This is a genomic window from Pseudomonas sp. FP597 (genome assembly GCF_030687435.1).
GTDB lineage: Bacteria > Pseudomonadota > Gammaproteobacteria > Pseudomonadales > Pseudomonadaceae > Aquipseudomonas > Aquipseudomonas lactucae.
Genome location: NZ_CP117432.1, coordinates 2504629 through 2519159, shown reverse-complemented (window position 1 = coordinate 2519159; position 14531 = coordinate 2504629). Strand labels below are relative to the sequence as shown.

Sequence of the window (14531 nt, the reverse complement as noted above, 5' to 3'; positions counted from 1 at the left end):
TTATTTTTTTACCGGACACCTCAAACACTAAAAAACCTACCATCCACATGAATGCCGTTCAACGAGTATTTTATAAAAGCCAACACCTTATTGATTTTTCTAGACTTTTAAAAAACACCATCCTGATGGTAGACAATTAATTATTTTGATAGCTTAATCCAAGACAGCGTCAGAGACGCGCAGTCAGCCCCTCAGGACATTCTTGGAAGGTCGCATGAAAAAATATAAAAGCGTAAAAACCCTGCTCGCTCATGCGTCGATCGAGCCCGAGCAGCATCATGGCTTTGTCAATACCCCGGTCTATCGCGGTTCGACAGTGGTATTCCCCACCTGTGAATCCATGCGCGAAGGTCGCCAGAAATACATATATGGCCGCTGGAATAACCCTTCGACTGAAGCACTCACCCAGGCTCTGCAGCAACTGGAGGGCGCCCAAGGCACGGTACTTTGCCCATCGGGGCTTTCAGCGTGTACGACCGCCATCCTCAGTGTGGTAGGTGCTGGCGACCACCTGCTGATTGCCGACAACGTCTATTCACCCATCAGAGCATTTGTTGAACACGTCGGTAACCGACTGGGTATTGAAGTTACGTTTTACGACCCGGCCATCGGTGCTGACATCGCAGGTTTTATCCAGCCGAATACAAAAGCCATTTACGCCGAGTCTCCTGGCTCGTTGACCCTGGAAATACCAGACATTCGCGCAATCACTAAGGTTGCCCACGAGCATGACATTCTGGTTATTGCGGACAATACATGGGGGACCCCGCTTTACTTTCCATCGCTGGAGCTTGGCGTGGACCTTTCGATCATGGCCGCAACCAAGTACATCGTCGGTCATTCCGACGCCATCCTGGGAACTGTCTCGGCCTCGGAGCGAGCCTGGGACAGCCTCAAAAAATATCACTTCAACACGGGATTGTTTGCTAGCCCGGATGACGTCTCACTGGCCCTGCGAGGCATGCGCACGCTGGAAGTGAGACTAGAGCGTCATTTCAAAAACGCGACCCTGGTGGCTAAGTGGCTGGAAACCCGGGACGAAGTTGAGGCCGTTTATTATCCAGCGCTGGCCTCTCATCCGCAGCATCACTTGTGGAAAAGAGACTTCAAGGGGGCCTCAGGCCTGCTTTCGTTCCTGACTAAACCTTCCCCGCAGGCGGCGGCGGATGCACTCCTGGATAATTTATCGCTGTTCTCGATTGGTTACTCATGGGGAGGTTTTGAAAGCCTGGCGATGATTGCAGACCCAACACCCGTCAGGAGTGCTACGACCTGGGCAGCCGACGGGCACCTAGTCCGCCTTCATATTGGTCTTGAAGATCCGGATGACCTGATTGCGGATCTGGAGCGCGGGTTCGAGAGGTTCAACCGTTTGCTCGGGTGATACGGTTTTCAGAGGGGGCAGTTCGTTAATATGACACGCCGAATCGAATGCCTACCAACCGGATGGGAGTGTGTTTTAAGATTAACGGCCTCCCTCCACCTACGTTAACCGCTATCGAACAGCAGATAATTCGCGCTGCTGGCCTGCCAAGGAAATTGAAATGACCTACGATTTTGACCTTTACGTAATCGGTGCCGGTTCCGGTGGCGTCCGAGCGGCGCGTTTTGCCGCTGGATTTGGTGCAAGAGTAGCCGTGGCCGAGAGTCGCTATTTGGGCGGTACCTGCGTAAACGTGGGCTGCGTCCCGAAGAAACTGCTGGTGTACGGCGCGCATTTCGCAGACGAATTTGAGCTGTCAGCCGGTTTCGGCTGGAGCTTGGGTGAAGCGAGGTTTGATTGGGCAACTCTGATCGCCAACAAGGATCGCGAAATCACCCGCCTGAACGATATTTATCGCAATCTATTGTCCAACAGCGGCGCCACGTTACACGAAGGGCATGCAAAAATCGTCGGCCCCCATACCGTCGAGATAAACGGTGAACGCTTTACCAGCAAACACATCCTGATCGCCACAGGTGGCTGGCCGCAAGCTCCGGATATTCCAGGCCATGAGCATGCAATCAACTCCAATCAGGCGTTCTTTCTCAAGACATTGCCCAAGCGTGTGCTGGTGGTGGGTGGCGGTTATATCGCGGTCGAATTCGCCGGTATTTTCCATGGCCTGGGCGCCAAGACTTCGCTGCTGTATCGCGGTGACCTGTTCTTGCGTGGCTTTGACGGTGCGGTGCGCAAGCACCTGCGGGAAGAGCTGACCAAACGCGGCCTGGACCTGCAATTCAATGCCGACATCGAGCGCATCGACAAGCAGGCCGACGGTAGCCTCAAGGCCACCCTCAAAGACGGTCGCGTACTGGAAGCCGATTGTGTGTTCTACGCCACCGGTCGCCGCCCGATGCTGGACAACCTGGGGCTGAACAATACCCGCGTTGAGTTGGATGACCGAGGTTTTATCAAGGTCGATGAGTACTATCAGACCCGCGAACCATCCGTTCTTGCGCTCGGCGACGTGATTGGCCGTGTGCAACTGACACCGGTGGCACTGGCCGAAGGCATGGCCGTGGCGAGACGTTTGTTCAAGCCTGAGCAGTATCACCCGGTGGATTACAACTTGATCCCGACGGCGGTGTTCAGCGCACCCAACATTGGCACCGTGGGCCTCACCGAGGAAGCCGCACGCAAAACCGGCCACGATGTGGTGATCTTCGAAAGCCGTTTCCGGCCCATGAAGCTATCGCTCACAGAATGCCAGGAACGCACCTTGATGAAGCTGGTAGTGGACGCCAAGACCGACAAGGTATTGGGCTGTCATATGGTCGGGCCGGATGCGGGTGAAATAATTCAAGGCTTGGCGATCGCATTAAAAGCAGGCGCGACCAAACGCCTCTTCGATGAGACTATCGCCGTGCATCCGACCTCTGCGGAAGAGTTCGTCACCCTGCGCACACCAGTGGCGGGTTAACTGTGATGCCTTCCTCCGAAGTGTCGACTAATCCAACAACCCACCAAGTAGTACTGCTCACCGGGCTGGCGATGCTGGCGTTTGCTGCCAATTCGGTTCTTTGCCGACTTGCACTTCGCTACACCGAAATTGATCCAGCAACGTTCACGCTGATTCGCTTATTCAGCGGAGCGATGATGCTCTGGCTGATCATGGTGATCAAAAACCGTACTGAACGCCCTGCCGGCACATGGCTGGGAGGCTTTACGCTGTTTATCTACGCCTTTGCCTTTTCATACGCTTACCTGCACCTGGAGACAGGCTCCGGCGCACTACTGCTGTTTGGCGCAGTCCAACTCACCATGCTGGGCTTCGGGTACTGGCGTGGAGAGCGGATGCAGGGCGTTGCGATTGCAGGACTTGCCCTCGCAATTGGCGGGCTCATTGCATTGTTATTGCCTGGTGCAAGCGCACCCGCACCGGGCAGTGCGGCGATCATGCTGCTGTCTGGTGTCGCATGGGCGGCATACTCGCTCATTGGCAAGCGCGCCCATGACCCATTAGCCTCTACAACCGGCAATTTTCTGAGGGCCGTGCCCATGATGCTGGGCGCGGCGATTGTGTTCATCGCCGACGCATCGATCGATATCCAAGGCGTGCTATGCGCGATTGCCTCTGGGACCCTTGCCTCGGGTGTCGGTTATGCCATTTGGTATACAGCCTTGCGCTCATTGTCATCGTTTCGAGCGGCAACCCTGCAGTTGAGCGTCCCCATACTAGCGTCGTTGGCCGGCGTATTTATTTTGAATGAACCGCTCACCGCTCGCTTGATCCTGACATCGTTGGCCGTACTGAGCGGGATTGGACTGGTGCTCAGCGCCGGCCCCTCAGCGCGTGCCTAGAGGTTCACGGTAAGCCTGCCGCGCTGATAAAGAGCAATCGCTGCCCCCATCAAAGCCAAACCGTCGCCAATCTGCGCGAAAAATTTCAGTGATAGTAGGTATTAACAAAACAACATTGTATGCCTACCAACTGGATGGTAGCCTTGTTTTCAGTTTAAATCCCACGCACACAGTGAGAATCGCCATGCAAGACTGGAAGCAAACCCGCAAAGACATCAACACTCGCTTGATGGAACTCAACGCACTCACCCCAGAAACCATGAAGGGCATGGCAGCGCTCGGTAGTGCCGGTACCAAGACCAACCATCTGGATGCCAAGACCCGTGAGTTGATTTCCCTTGCCGTTGCAGTGACCACCCGCTGCGATGGCTGCATAGCCTTCCATGCTGCCGAGGCCAAGAAAGTCGGCGTGACCAGCGAAGAAGTCGCTGAAGCACTAGGCGTGGCGATCAACATGAACGCCGGTGCCGCACTGGTCTACAGCACGCACGTGCTGGACGCGTTCGACAAGTCATAAGCCTGCACTCCCCTCTTACGACATCGAGATAACTCATGAATAAGCTGTTTGCTCCTTACGATCTAGCCGGCCTGGCATTGGCCAACCGCGTGGTGATGGCGCCGATGACCCGCACGCGCACTCCGGAAAACATTCCCGGCGATTTGACCGTGCTCTATTACGCACAGCGTGCTTCGGCCGGCTTGATCATCACCGAAGGTTTGCCGGTGTCGGAAGAAGCCCGTGGCTATCTGTATACCCCGGGCCTCTACACCGATGAGCAAACCGCAGGCTGGCGCAAAGTCACGGATGCGGTGCACGCTGAAGGTGGCAAGATTTTCGCCCAACTGTGGCACGTCGGCCGCCTGTCACATGTGTCGCTCCAACCGGGCAACGCGGCGCCCGTTTCGTCGGGCACCGTTCCCGCCACCACGACCATGGTTTACGCCTGGGTCGAACCTGGCAAAGAAGGCCCGGTGCTGCCAAGTGCACCGCGCGCCCTGACAACCGATGAAGTCCAGCGCGTTATCCAGGATTTTGTCGCATCTGCACGCAGGGCGATGGATGCAGGCTTCGATGGCGTCGAGGTGATGGCGGCCAATGCGTTCCTGTTCGATCAGTTCCTGAGTAGCAAACTGAACACGCGCACTGACCAATACGGTGGCTCCATCGCCAATCGCCAGCGCCTACTGTTGGAGACCGTCGATGCACTGGCCGCCGAAATCGGCGCAGAGAAAGTCGGTGTACGGGTTTCACCCTTCGGTCGGATCTACGACATGGAGGCCTTTGACGGCGAGGCCGAGGCCTGGATGAGCGTGGGGTCGGCGTTGAACGAACGCGATCTGGCGTACGTGCACCTTAACTACCAGACGACCATTTCCGCTGCCGGTACACCTGAAGGCTTCGGCGCAGCATTCCGCGAGACTTATCGCGGCACCCTCATCGGCGCCGGCGGCTTTACCCAGGACCTCGCCGACCAGGAGTTGGAAAAGGGCGAACTCGACCTGATCGCCTTCGGCACTGCCTTCATTTCCAACCCGGACCTGGTGGCACGTATGAAGAACGGCTGGCCGCTGGCCAAACCGGATCCCTCCACATTCTACGGCGTCATCGGCGCCAAAGGTTACACGGATTATCCGGAATACGCGCAAACCCAGGCTTGATCTCACTTCCAACCCCAAGGAGCACACCATGCCACTCGTTACCATCAAAGGCATTGAAGGCGTTTTTACCGATGAACAGAAAGCTGAGGTCATTCGCAAAGTGACCGACGCCATGGTCTCGGTGGAGGGTGAAAACATGCGCGCCCTCACCTGGGTCATCTTCGAAGAGGTCAAGAGCGGAGATTGGGGTATTGCCGGCAACCCCATCACGGCTCAGGAAGTCTTGAAGCTGCAAGCCGGTCAATAAGCGGTTTTAGTTTTAAACTCCACAACTCCCGGCCGCTGAGCACTCCCTATGCTCAGCGGCCGGGAGTTTTTCCGTTCTGAAGGAACAGCACATTTGTCGGAGTGTACCTCCATGATTCTGATTATTTTCGCCCACCCCTACCCCGATAAATCCAAGGTTAACCAACTGATGCTCAAGTTGGCCGCCAATAATTCGGATGTCACCATTCGCTCGCTGTACGACCTGTACCCCGATTTCAATATTGACGTCGAGGCTGAACAAAAGGCCGTAGAACAGGCACAACTGCTGGTGCTGCAACACCCTCTTTACTGGTACAGCTACCCTCCACTGTTGAAGCTGTGGATCGACAAGGTCCTCACCCAAGGCTGGGCCTATGGCAAAGGCGCTACCGGGCTAAAAGACAAAAGCATGCTCTGGGCCGTAACCACCGGCGGCGATCATGATCATTTCGACCTCGGTGATCACCCAGGCTTTGCCGTGCTGGCTCAGCCGCTGCATGCCACCGCGAGCTACTGCCAGATGCGTTGGTTGGCGCCGGTGGTAATACACGGCGCATACGGTGCCGACCAAAACGGCCTGCTCTCTCAAATACGCCGATACGGCGCCCGCCTGGCTTCTTGGAAGGAAGATTGATATGGAGACTCACAGCCTGATTGAAATGCTTATCTACCTGGGCTCCGCTGCGTTGATTGTGCCTATCGCCGTGCGATTGGGACTGGGCCCGGTGCTGGGTTATCTGCTGGCCGGCTGCCTGATCGGCCCTTGGGGCCTGAAGCTGGTCACGGATGTGCAATCCATCCTGCACTTCGCTGAAATCGGCGTGGTGCTGATGCTATTTATCATTGGTCTGGAGCTCGACCCCAAGCGCCTCTGGGCGATGCGTCGGATGGTCTTTGGGGGTGGCGCCTTGCAGATGCTGGTCTGTGGCGCGGCGATTGCCTTGTTTTGCGCAGCCCTGGGCTTGAACTGGAGCGCCGCTTTGTTGGTGGGGCTGACGCTGAGTCTGTCGTCCACTGCGATCGCCATGCAGGCCATGAACGAACGTAACATGACGCCCACCGCAGTGGGCCGCAGCAGCTTTGCCGTACTACTGTTTCAAGACATCGCGGCGATTCCGCTGGTGGCCATGATCCCGCTGCTGGCCGCCAATGGCGGCACACCTTCCGGTGCCGAGCTGCTGCTGTCCATCGCAAAGATCGTCGGGGCGATTGTGGCAGTGGTACTCCTGGGGCAATACGTCTCCCGCCCAGTGCTGCGTTTCGTCGCACGCTCGGGGTTGCGTGAAATCTTCAGTGCGGTGGCTTTGTTTCTGGTATTCGGATTCGGCTTGCTATTGGAAGAGGCCGGTCTGTCCATGGCCATGGGTGCCTTTCTGGCCGGCGTGCTGCTGGCCAGTTCAGAATACCGGCATGCCCTGGAAAGTGATATCGAACCCTTCAAGGGGCTATTGCTCGGGCTGTTCTTTATCGGCGTCGGCATGTCGATCGACTTCGGCACGCTGATCCATTCACCGCTGACCGTGATTACGCTGACCCTTGGTTTTATCGTCATCAAACTGCTGATGATTAAATTCCTGGGACGCTTTCTGAATGTCCCTGCAGAGCAACGATCCTGGCAGGCCGTGTTTCTCGGCCAGGGCAGTGAGTTCGCCTTCGTGGTTTTCGGCGCGGCTACCGTGGCGGGCGTCTTGGTCGACCCGTGGGGCAAAAGCCTGACCCTGGCGGTGGCGTTGTCCATGTGCGTCACACCGCTGCTGATCATTGTGCTCAACCGCCTGGAATCGGCGAACAAAGGCAACGATCAGCCGGCGGACACCATCGACCAGCACAATCCTCGCGTGATCATTGCGGGTTTTGGTCGCTTCGGCCAGGTCGCGGGGCGTCTCTTGATGTCGTGCGGGTTTGAAGTCGTCGTGCTCGATCACGATCCCGACCACATTGAAACGTTACGCAAATTTGGGGTCAAGGTGTTTTACGGGGACGCAACACGCCTCGATTTATTGCATGCCGCTGGAGCCGACCAGGCCTTGGTGCTGATCAACGCGATTGACGACACGGACGACAACCTGACGCTGACCCGGTTGGCCCAGGAGCATTTCCCGTCCTTGAAACTGGTGGTGCGCGCCCGCGACATGGGACACATAATTATGTTGCGCCGGATGGGTATCGGAGCGGTCGAGCGGGAAACCTTCGAGAGCGCGCTGGCGCTGGGACGCAGAGCGCTGGAACAACTGGGTGTGGGGCGTTACGAAGCCCGTGAGCGCGCGGATCGGTTTCGCCGCCTGAATCTGGCGATGCTTGAGGAAATGGCCGCGCAACCGCAAGAAGACACCGAGTACCAATATGATGCTTATAAACGCGCCAATGCGATGCTGACGGACATCTTCAATGAGGACCGCGCCCATCCTATCGATAACGGGCCTGGCAAGCCCCAATCGGCAACGCGAGCACACCAGGCGGACTAGACTCGATCAGCGAGCCTCTTCCAGCTCCGCCAGTACGGCTTTCTTCAGGGCGGCGACTGAACGTGAGCCAGGCATGACGCGCAGCAACCGTCCCTGGTGAAACACCGCCAGGGACGGTACGGCGCGAATGCCATACATCTGCGCGATGGTGGGCGAGACGGCGACGTCGACTTTCCCAAAGGCAGCCAGGGCGTGGAGCTTGTCTTCCAGCGCATGGAATACAGACTTCATCTCCTGGCACGGCTTGCACCAAGACGCCGAAAACAACACAACACTGCTGCCTTTGGCAACAAAGCGAGCGAACTGTGGGGCACTCAATTCAACGATACGGTTCATCAGCACCTCATTGAGCGCTACCTCTTGTGAGGCCGCGCCACGTTGCCAGTCAAATTTTGCAGCCGTCGATGCCGCAGACCTGGCCAATAAACGCGCCCTCATCGACCCGTGCCTTCTCCTGCATCTTGTTCAGCGCCTCAAGGAACGCCGCCTCAGGCTGAGCGCCGGCGACAGAGAACGCGCTATTAAAGACAAACAACGGCACGCCAGAGCCCAATTGCGCGGCGAAATGTTCGTCCTCTTCCATCTCTACGCGCAGTTCAGGCGACGACCACGCTTGTTCGATTGACTCATCCGATACACCCGCCGCTTTGGCAATGGCCGCCAGGCTGGTGCGATCGAACAATGACTTGCCGTACGTAGTGCTCTGTTCATACAGCTTCTCTACGAGCCGCTTTTTCACCACGGGGTCCTGTACCGACTTGACCAGAATGTGGGCGTCAGCGGTATCGCCGAACAACATGGTGCCAAAACGATATTCCAACCCGTCGGACCGTCCGTATTTGGTGACGGTATCCATCATCGCATCGGCGGAATGAGGATTGCCGAGCTTGCGCTTGAGCGCCGCGACCATGGGCTCCGGGGCCTGATTGGCGGCTAGACGATAAGCTCTGACATTGACTTGAACACTGTCCTTGTCGGAGAACTGCTCCAGCGCTTTTTCAAAACGGCGCTTGGCAATCCAGCACCAGGGGCAAACGAAGTCGGACCAGATATCGACGACGTACTTTTTCGTAGGGGTTTGCATAAGTCATCCTGCACAAATAAGTGAAGACCGCGTTGCAAGTGTTTCAAGTAAATGGTTGAAACCCGACAAGGGATCGTTTGATCCGCTCAATGCCCAATTAATGAGGCTGGCGCCCTCAAGCGCTCCCAGCAACATAGCGGCGTAGACCTCCAGAGGTTTATCCAGCACCCAGTGATGCTGGCGGGCGGCATCACTGAGCGTGCCTTGCAGCCAATGGAGTTGAGACTCGAAGAAGCACCGAGTGAGCCCCTGCAGAGACAGCGGCAATACCGCCATTTCCGCGGCCAATGCGCCGCACAGCGGCAAAAGCCCCTCGTTGGCGCTGATCACGAAAAGCTGAGAAAAACCACGCAGTCGCAACAGCGGATCGGCATGCATGGCCTCAATCGCGACCAGCGTCTCTTCAAAGCGCTGGATGTAGTCCTTGATCAGCTCTGCCCCCAGGCACTCCTTGGTGGGAAAGTGATGGTGAATACTGGCCTTGCGGATGCCGATCTGCGCCGCAAGATCGGCATAGCTGAACGCTGAATAGCCTTTGGAACGCATGTGTATCTGCGCGGCATTCAACAGCGCGGCTTTTGTCGTCACAGACATTCGAGCCTCCAGCGGCCAGCGTTCAGCCCTTGATCATCGGCTAAGGGGTATTCAGGCGCGCACGGCCATGACACCGGCGTCCACGTCCCAGATGGCACCGGTCACCCAAGAGGTTTTGTCCGACAGCAGGAACAGGATCGTGTTGGCCACGTCTTCCGGCACGCCGACGCGTCCCAGCGGGTGGAAGGCGTTAAGCGATTTCATTGCTTCCGGGATCGCGTCCTTGTCCATGAAGCCTTCGTAAATCGAGGTGTGTACGATGCCAGGGGAAACCGCATTGACACGAATACCCGAATGCGCCAATTCAATCGCCAAGTTACGTGTCAGCGCATGCAAACCGGCCTTGGCCATGGAGTAGGCAGAGGCCGGCGAGCCGGCCAGCGCAGCCTGAGCGCCGATGGAACCGACATTGACAATCGAACCTTCACGCTTGGCGGCGAGCATGTTCTTGACCACGGCCTGGGTGATGAAAAACGTCGAACGGTTGAGGGACATGTACATGTCATACTCGGCCGCATCATGCTCGGTGAACGGCTTGGGAACAAAGATCCCTGCTGAGTTGACCATCAGACTGATATCGCTGTGGTTGGAATTGATGTCCTCGAGAACGCTGTGCATGCCCTCTTCGGTCATCAGGTTAGCCACGATCACCGACACGTTACCCAGTGGGCTCAGTTCGTTACGCACCGCATCGGCCTTGTCTTGCTTGCTGCCGGTGAGCACGACACTGCCGCCCGCCTTCAGCACCATGCGGGCCGTTTCCAGGCCCATGCCGCTGGTGCCGCCGACGACCAACAATTTTTTGCCTTTAAAATAATCGTTCATTACAGACTCCGGATTTCAAAGTTAGTCAATGCTGCACCAGGGCAATCGTCTGCCGGTGCACGCCAAGTGTTTTTGGTTCGAAACAGGTGAATCAGCCTTCACGCACTTCCAGCGTCGGTACCATACGAATGGCTTTCGAGAAGTTGGCGTAGTTCACGGAGGTTTTCAGCACGACCTTATGCAGCTCTTCAACACGCTCACGGGAGGCATCGGTGTGCAGGCGAACCACTACGCTGACTTCGTCGTAGCCAGGGTTGACGCTTTCGTCGATACCGAGGAAACCACGCAGGTCGAGGGTGCCGTCGGTTTCAATTTCCAGGCTGTGGATCTTGATGCCCATCATCGCGGCATTGGCGGCATAACCGACCGACATGCACGCGTTCAGCGCAGCCATCAGCAGCTCTTGCGGGTTGGGCGCGCTGTTCTGACCCAACAGTTCGTTTGGCTCGTCGGCGGCAATTTCGAAGTCCCGCGAATAGGTTTCGCCAGCCAGGCTGTAGCGATTGACCTTCGCGACGGAACGCGTCTGCCCCTTCCATTGGGTTTTGACATTAAAACTGGCATGACGCTTGGTCGCATCCTCGGCAACGCCTTGGGCAAACTGCTGGAGTGCGGCAACATCGATACCGTTCAGGTTAGTGCTCATGTGTACATTCCTCTTCGGATGGACCGGGCGTTCGGCTCGGAATGGAACAAGCCTACCAACTAGTAGGTAATCAATCAAGCAATTTAACTTTCAGCCCTGTCCTTGCTGATTTTCAAACCAAAAAAAACCTCGAATAGTCGAGGTTTTTCAACGCATTAATTTGTCAGTGGGGTTTAGGCAGTGTGCGCATCGCCTCCAGAATAAAGTCAAATCCGGACGACTGCTCGTACTGATCGCTCATCGCCCACGCCACAAAGCTGCCGCCTTCCAGCGTGTTCAGGATCAGCCTGGCGACCTTGTTGACGTCCAACTGCGCCTTGAGCTCCCCGTTCGACTGCCCCAGCGCGATATTGGTCTGAAGCCACTCAAGATGTATCTCGAAAAAGTGCCGCGTCAGCTCCTGCAGGCTCTCCGGCAGTGCCATTAACTCGGCAGCCAGCGCGCCGCACAGCGGCAACAAGCCGTTTTGACTGCTCTGTGCAAACATCAGGACAAACGCGTTCAGGCGCGCGACGACATCCGTGTTCTCGTCATTGACCTGCTCCAACTGTTTCTTGAACCGGAACAGGTAGCTCTCGACGATAGCAATCGCAAGGCCTTCCTTGGTTGGGAAGTGGTGATGAATACTTGCCTTCTTGATACCTATTTCAGCGGCAAGGTCAGCGTAGCTGAAGGCTGCGTAGCCCTTGGTACGCAACAGAATTTCAGCGCTGCTTAGAAGGTCGGAACGTGTACTCATGATGCCGCATCCAGGTTTTATCAGTCGGCCATCATAAAACAGCCACACCGCAGTTGACAGTGCACAGTCCGGAAGCGGAACGCCCGATGCAGGCATCGGGCGTTCCGGGTCGACTTGTCAGCAACAGCGCGGCTGACCGTTACCACCGCCATAACGGGCTTGTTGGCGCTCGCGAAAGAACGCCTCATAGTCCATCAGTGGTTTGTCCGGGTGCTTGCTTTGCATGTGTTCAACATACGTATCGTAGTCAGGCATGCCGACCATCAGCCGTGCGGCCTGACCTAGGTATTTACCCAGACGGCTCAGATCATTGAACATGGCGCGCTCCCGTCAGGCATCCGGCACCGCCTGGTAAGGCGCTTCCTTGTCGGTGCGTTCCTGGGTGCCCCATGCAGCAATACCAACCTTTAGTGCAAAGAACAAAATACTGAACACCACCGCCAGGAACAGCGCCGTCAGCGTTGCGTTGGTGTAGGCGTTGTAGATCACGTGTTGCATCTGATCCAGGCTCTTGGCCGGTGCCAGTACCTGCCCATTGGCGACCGCATCGCTGTATTTTCTAGCCAGGGCCAGGAAGCCGATCGCGGGGTTGGCGTCGAACAGCTTGATGAAGCCCGCGGTGGTAGTGCAGATCAGCAGCCAGACCGCCGGCAGCATAGTCACCCAGATGTAGCGTTGGCGTTTCATTTTGATCAGCACAACGGTTGCCAGCATCAGCGCGATACCTGCCAGCATTTGGTTGGAGATACCGAACAGCGGCCACAAGGTGTTGATGCCGCCCAGTGGGTCGATCACGCCCTGGTACAGCAGATAACCCCACATCGCCACACAACCGGCAGTCGCGATCAGGTTGGCGGTCCAGGATTCGGTGCGTTTGAGCGCCGGCACGAAGGAACCCAGCAGGTCCTGCAGCATGAAGCGACCGGCACGGGTACCGGCATCGACCGCCGTCAGGATGAACAGCGCTTCGAACAGGATCGCAAAGTGGTACCAGAACGCCATGGTGTTTTCACCCGGCAGCAGTTGGTGCAGGATCTGCGCGATGCCTACCGCCAGCGTCGGCGCGCCGCCGGCTCTGGCCAGAATCGTGGTCTCACCGATGTCGTGGGCGACCGCGTGCAGAGCGTCCGGCGTGATCGCGAAGCCCCAGCTAGTGATAGTTTGCGCGACGGTTACCGCATCAGCGCCGACGACAGCGGCCGGACTGTTCATGGCGAAATACACGCCCGGCTCGATCACCGAGGCCGCAACCATCGCCATGATCGCCACGAATGATTCCATCAACATGCCGCCATAACCGATGTAACGGGCGTGCCCTTCGCTGGCCAACAGCTTGGGCGTGGTGCCCGAGGCAATCAGCGCATGGAAACCGGAGACCGCACCACAGGCGATGGTGATGAACAGGAACGGGAACAGGCCACCCTTCCACACAGGGCCGGTGCCGTCGGTAAACTGCGTCAACGCCGGCATTTTCAGGTCGGGCATGGTGATCAGGATGCCGATCGCCAACGCCACGATGGTGCCAATCTTGAGGAACGTCGACAGGTAGTCACGCGGTGCCAGGATCAGCCACACCGGCAGTACCGCCGCGACGAAGCCGTAACCGATCAGCATCCAGGTAATTTGAATGCCCGTGAAGGTAAAGGCCTTGGCCCAGACCGGATCAGCGGCAATTTGCCCGCCCAGCCAGATCGAACCCAGCAACAACACCACGCCGATGACCGAGATTTCACCGATGCGACCCGGGCGGATGTAGCGCATGTAGATGCCCATGAACATCGCGATCGGGATGGTCGCCATTACCGTGAAGATGCCCCATGGGCTCTCGGCCAGGGCCTTGACCACGATCAGCGCCAGCACCGCGAGGATGATGATCATGATCAGGAAACAGCCGAACAGCGCAATGGTGCCAGGAATGCGGCCCATTTCTTCACGCACCATGTCGCCCAGCGAGCGGCCGTTGCGCCGCGTGGACATGAACAGCACCATAAAGTCCTGCACCGCCCCGGCCAGCACCACGCCGGCGATCAGCCAGAGCGTGCCGGGCAGGTAGCCCATTTGCGCCGCCAGTACCGGGCCGACCAAAGGGCCCGCGCCGGCAATCGCTGCAAAGTGGTGGCCGAACAGTACGTGTTTATTGGTGGGGACGAAGTCCAGGCCATCGTTGTTCACCACCGCCGGCGTGGCGCGACCAGGATCGAGCTGCATCACCTTGTTGGCGATAAACAGGCTGTAGTAACGATAGGCAACCAGATAGATAGCGACTGCCGCGACAACGATCCACAGTGCGTTGATCGCTTCGCCACGGCGCAAGGCCACGACACTCAGCGCAAACGCACCCAGGACAGCCACGGCAAACCAGGCGAGGTGTTTAGCCATACGGTTCATTGCGTGTCTCCTGTCGACAGCTCTTGAGCTGCGACGATAATTTTTATAATTGTGTCCGCCAGGCGGCGGTGGCTAATATCCGCGCACACCGCTAACAAATA

At 57.3% G+C, this 14531-nt stretch carries 16 protein-coding genes; 8 read left to right on the top strand and 8 right to left on the bottom strand.

The genetic code is table 11. The features are described from left to right. The first annotated feature begins 214 nt into the window (after positions 1 to 214). The 8 genes from metC to kefC all read left to right on the top strand — a co-directional run bounded on the left by metC (position 215) and on the right by kefC (position 8154). Positions 215 to 1384 (top strand): cystathionine beta-lyase, encoded by a 1170-nt coding sequence (metC, locus tag PSH66_RS11780; RefSeq protein ID WP_205489335.1) that lies wholly within the window; start codon positions 215 to 217, stop codon positions 1382 to 1384. A 160-nt stretch (positions 1385 to 1544) separates the two neighbouring features. Continuing rightward, a complete protein-coding gene (gene gorA / locus PSH66_RS11775) occupies positions 1545 to 2903 on the top strand; it encodes a glutathione-disulfide reductase (RefSeq protein ID WP_205489336.1) in 1359 nt (452 codons plus the stop codon). Between the two features lie 5 nt (positions 2904 to 2908). Continuing rightward, positions 2909 to 3784, top strand: coding sequence for a DMT family transporter (locus tag PSH66_RS11770; protein ID WP_370694832.1), 876 nt, complete (start codon positions 2909 to 2911; stop codon positions 3782 to 3784). 184 nt (positions 3785 to 3968) lie between these two features. Continuing rightward, the gene (locus PSH66_RS11765) at positions 3969 to 4301 is read left to right on the top strand and encodes a carboxymuconolactone decarboxylase family protein (RefSeq protein WP_078732562.1); all 333 of its coding nucleotides are present in this window, start codon (positions 3969 to 3971) and stop codon (positions 4299 to 4301) included. A 35-nt stretch (positions 4302 to 4336) separates the two neighbouring features. After that, positions 4337 to 5443 carry an alkene reductase gene (locus PSH66_RS11760; RefSeq protein ID WP_305429134.1) on the top strand — a complete coding sequence of 369 codons (1107 nt, stop codon included), beginning with the start codon at positions 4337 to 4339 and terminating at the stop codon, positions 5441 to 5443. Between the two features lie 28 nt (positions 5444 to 5471). After that, a complete protein-coding gene (locus PSH66_RS11755) occupies positions 5472 to 5690 on the top strand; it encodes a 4-oxalocrotonate tautomerase family protein (protein ID WP_078732560.1) in 219 nt (72 codons plus the stop codon). Between the two features lie 111 nt (positions 5691 to 5801). Beyond that, positions 5802 to 6323: a glutathione-regulated potassium-efflux system oxidoreductase KefF gene (gene kefF / locus PSH66_RS11750; protein ID WP_305429133.1), complete on the top strand. Its 522-nt coding sequence runs from the start codon at positions 5802 to 5804 to the stop codon at positions 6321 to 6323. 1 nt (position 6324) lies between these two features. Beyond that, positions 6325 to 8154, top strand: a complete 1830-nt coding sequence (kefC, locus tag PSH66_RS11745; protein ID WP_205489339.1) for a glutathione-regulated potassium-efflux system protein KefC — start codon at positions 6325 to 6327, stop codon at positions 8152 to 8154. A 6-nt stretch (positions 8155 to 8160) separates the two neighbouring features. Here the strand turns inward: kefC and PSH66_RS11740 are convergent, their stop codons facing one another. The 8 genes from PSH66_RS11740 to PSH66_RS11705 form a co-directional block, all read right to left on the bottom strand. After that, positions 8161 to 8490, bottom strand: a complete 330-nt coding sequence (locus PSH66_RS11740) for a co-chaperone YbbN (RefSeq protein WP_205489340.1) — start codon at positions 8488 to 8490, stop codon at positions 8161 to 8163. Between the two features lie 49 nt (positions 8491 to 8539). Further along, positions 8540 to 9238 (bottom strand): DsbA family oxidoreductase, encoded by a 699-nt coding sequence (locus tag PSH66_RS11735; protein WP_305429131.1) that lies wholly within the window; start codon positions 9236 to 9238, stop codon positions 8540 to 8542. Between the two features lie 3 nt (positions 9239 to 9241). Continuing rightward, a complete protein-coding gene (locus PSH66_RS11730; protein WP_078732555.1) occupies positions 9242 to 9832 on the bottom strand; it encodes a TetR/AcrR family transcriptional regulator in 591 nt (196 codons plus the stop codon). A 51-nt stretch (positions 9833 to 9883) separates the two neighbouring features. After that, positions 9884 to 10657, bottom strand: a complete 774-nt coding sequence (locus PSH66_RS11725; protein ID WP_205489341.1) for an SDR family NAD(P)-dependent oxidoreductase — start codon at positions 10655 to 10657, stop codon at positions 9884 to 9886. A 91-nt stretch (positions 10658 to 10748) separates the two neighbouring features. Continuing rightward, positions 10749 to 11303, bottom strand: a complete 555-nt coding sequence (locus tag PSH66_RS11720) for an OsmC family protein (protein WP_078732553.1) — start codon at positions 11301 to 11303, stop codon at positions 10749 to 10751. A 163-nt stretch (positions 11304 to 11466) separates the two neighbouring features. Further along, positions 11467 to 12042 carry a TetR/AcrR family transcriptional regulator gene (locus PSH66_RS11715; RefSeq protein WP_205519892.1) on the bottom strand — a complete coding sequence of 192 codons (576 nt, stop codon included), beginning with the start codon at positions 12040 to 12042 and terminating at the stop codon, positions 11467 to 11469. Positions 12043 to 12159: 117 nt separating this feature from the next. Next, positions 12160 to 12360, bottom strand: a complete 201-nt coding sequence (locus tag PSH66_RS11710; RefSeq protein WP_078732551.1) for a YbdD/YjiX family protein — start codon at positions 12358 to 12360, stop codon at positions 12160 to 12162. A gap of 12 nt (positions 12361 to 12372) precedes the next feature. Then, a complete protein-coding gene (locus PSH66_RS11705; RefSeq protein ID WP_205489342.1) occupies positions 12373 to 14430 on the bottom strand; it encodes a carbon starvation CstA family protein in 2058 nt (685 codons plus the stop codon). Positions 14431 to 14531: the final 101 nt, after the last annotated feature.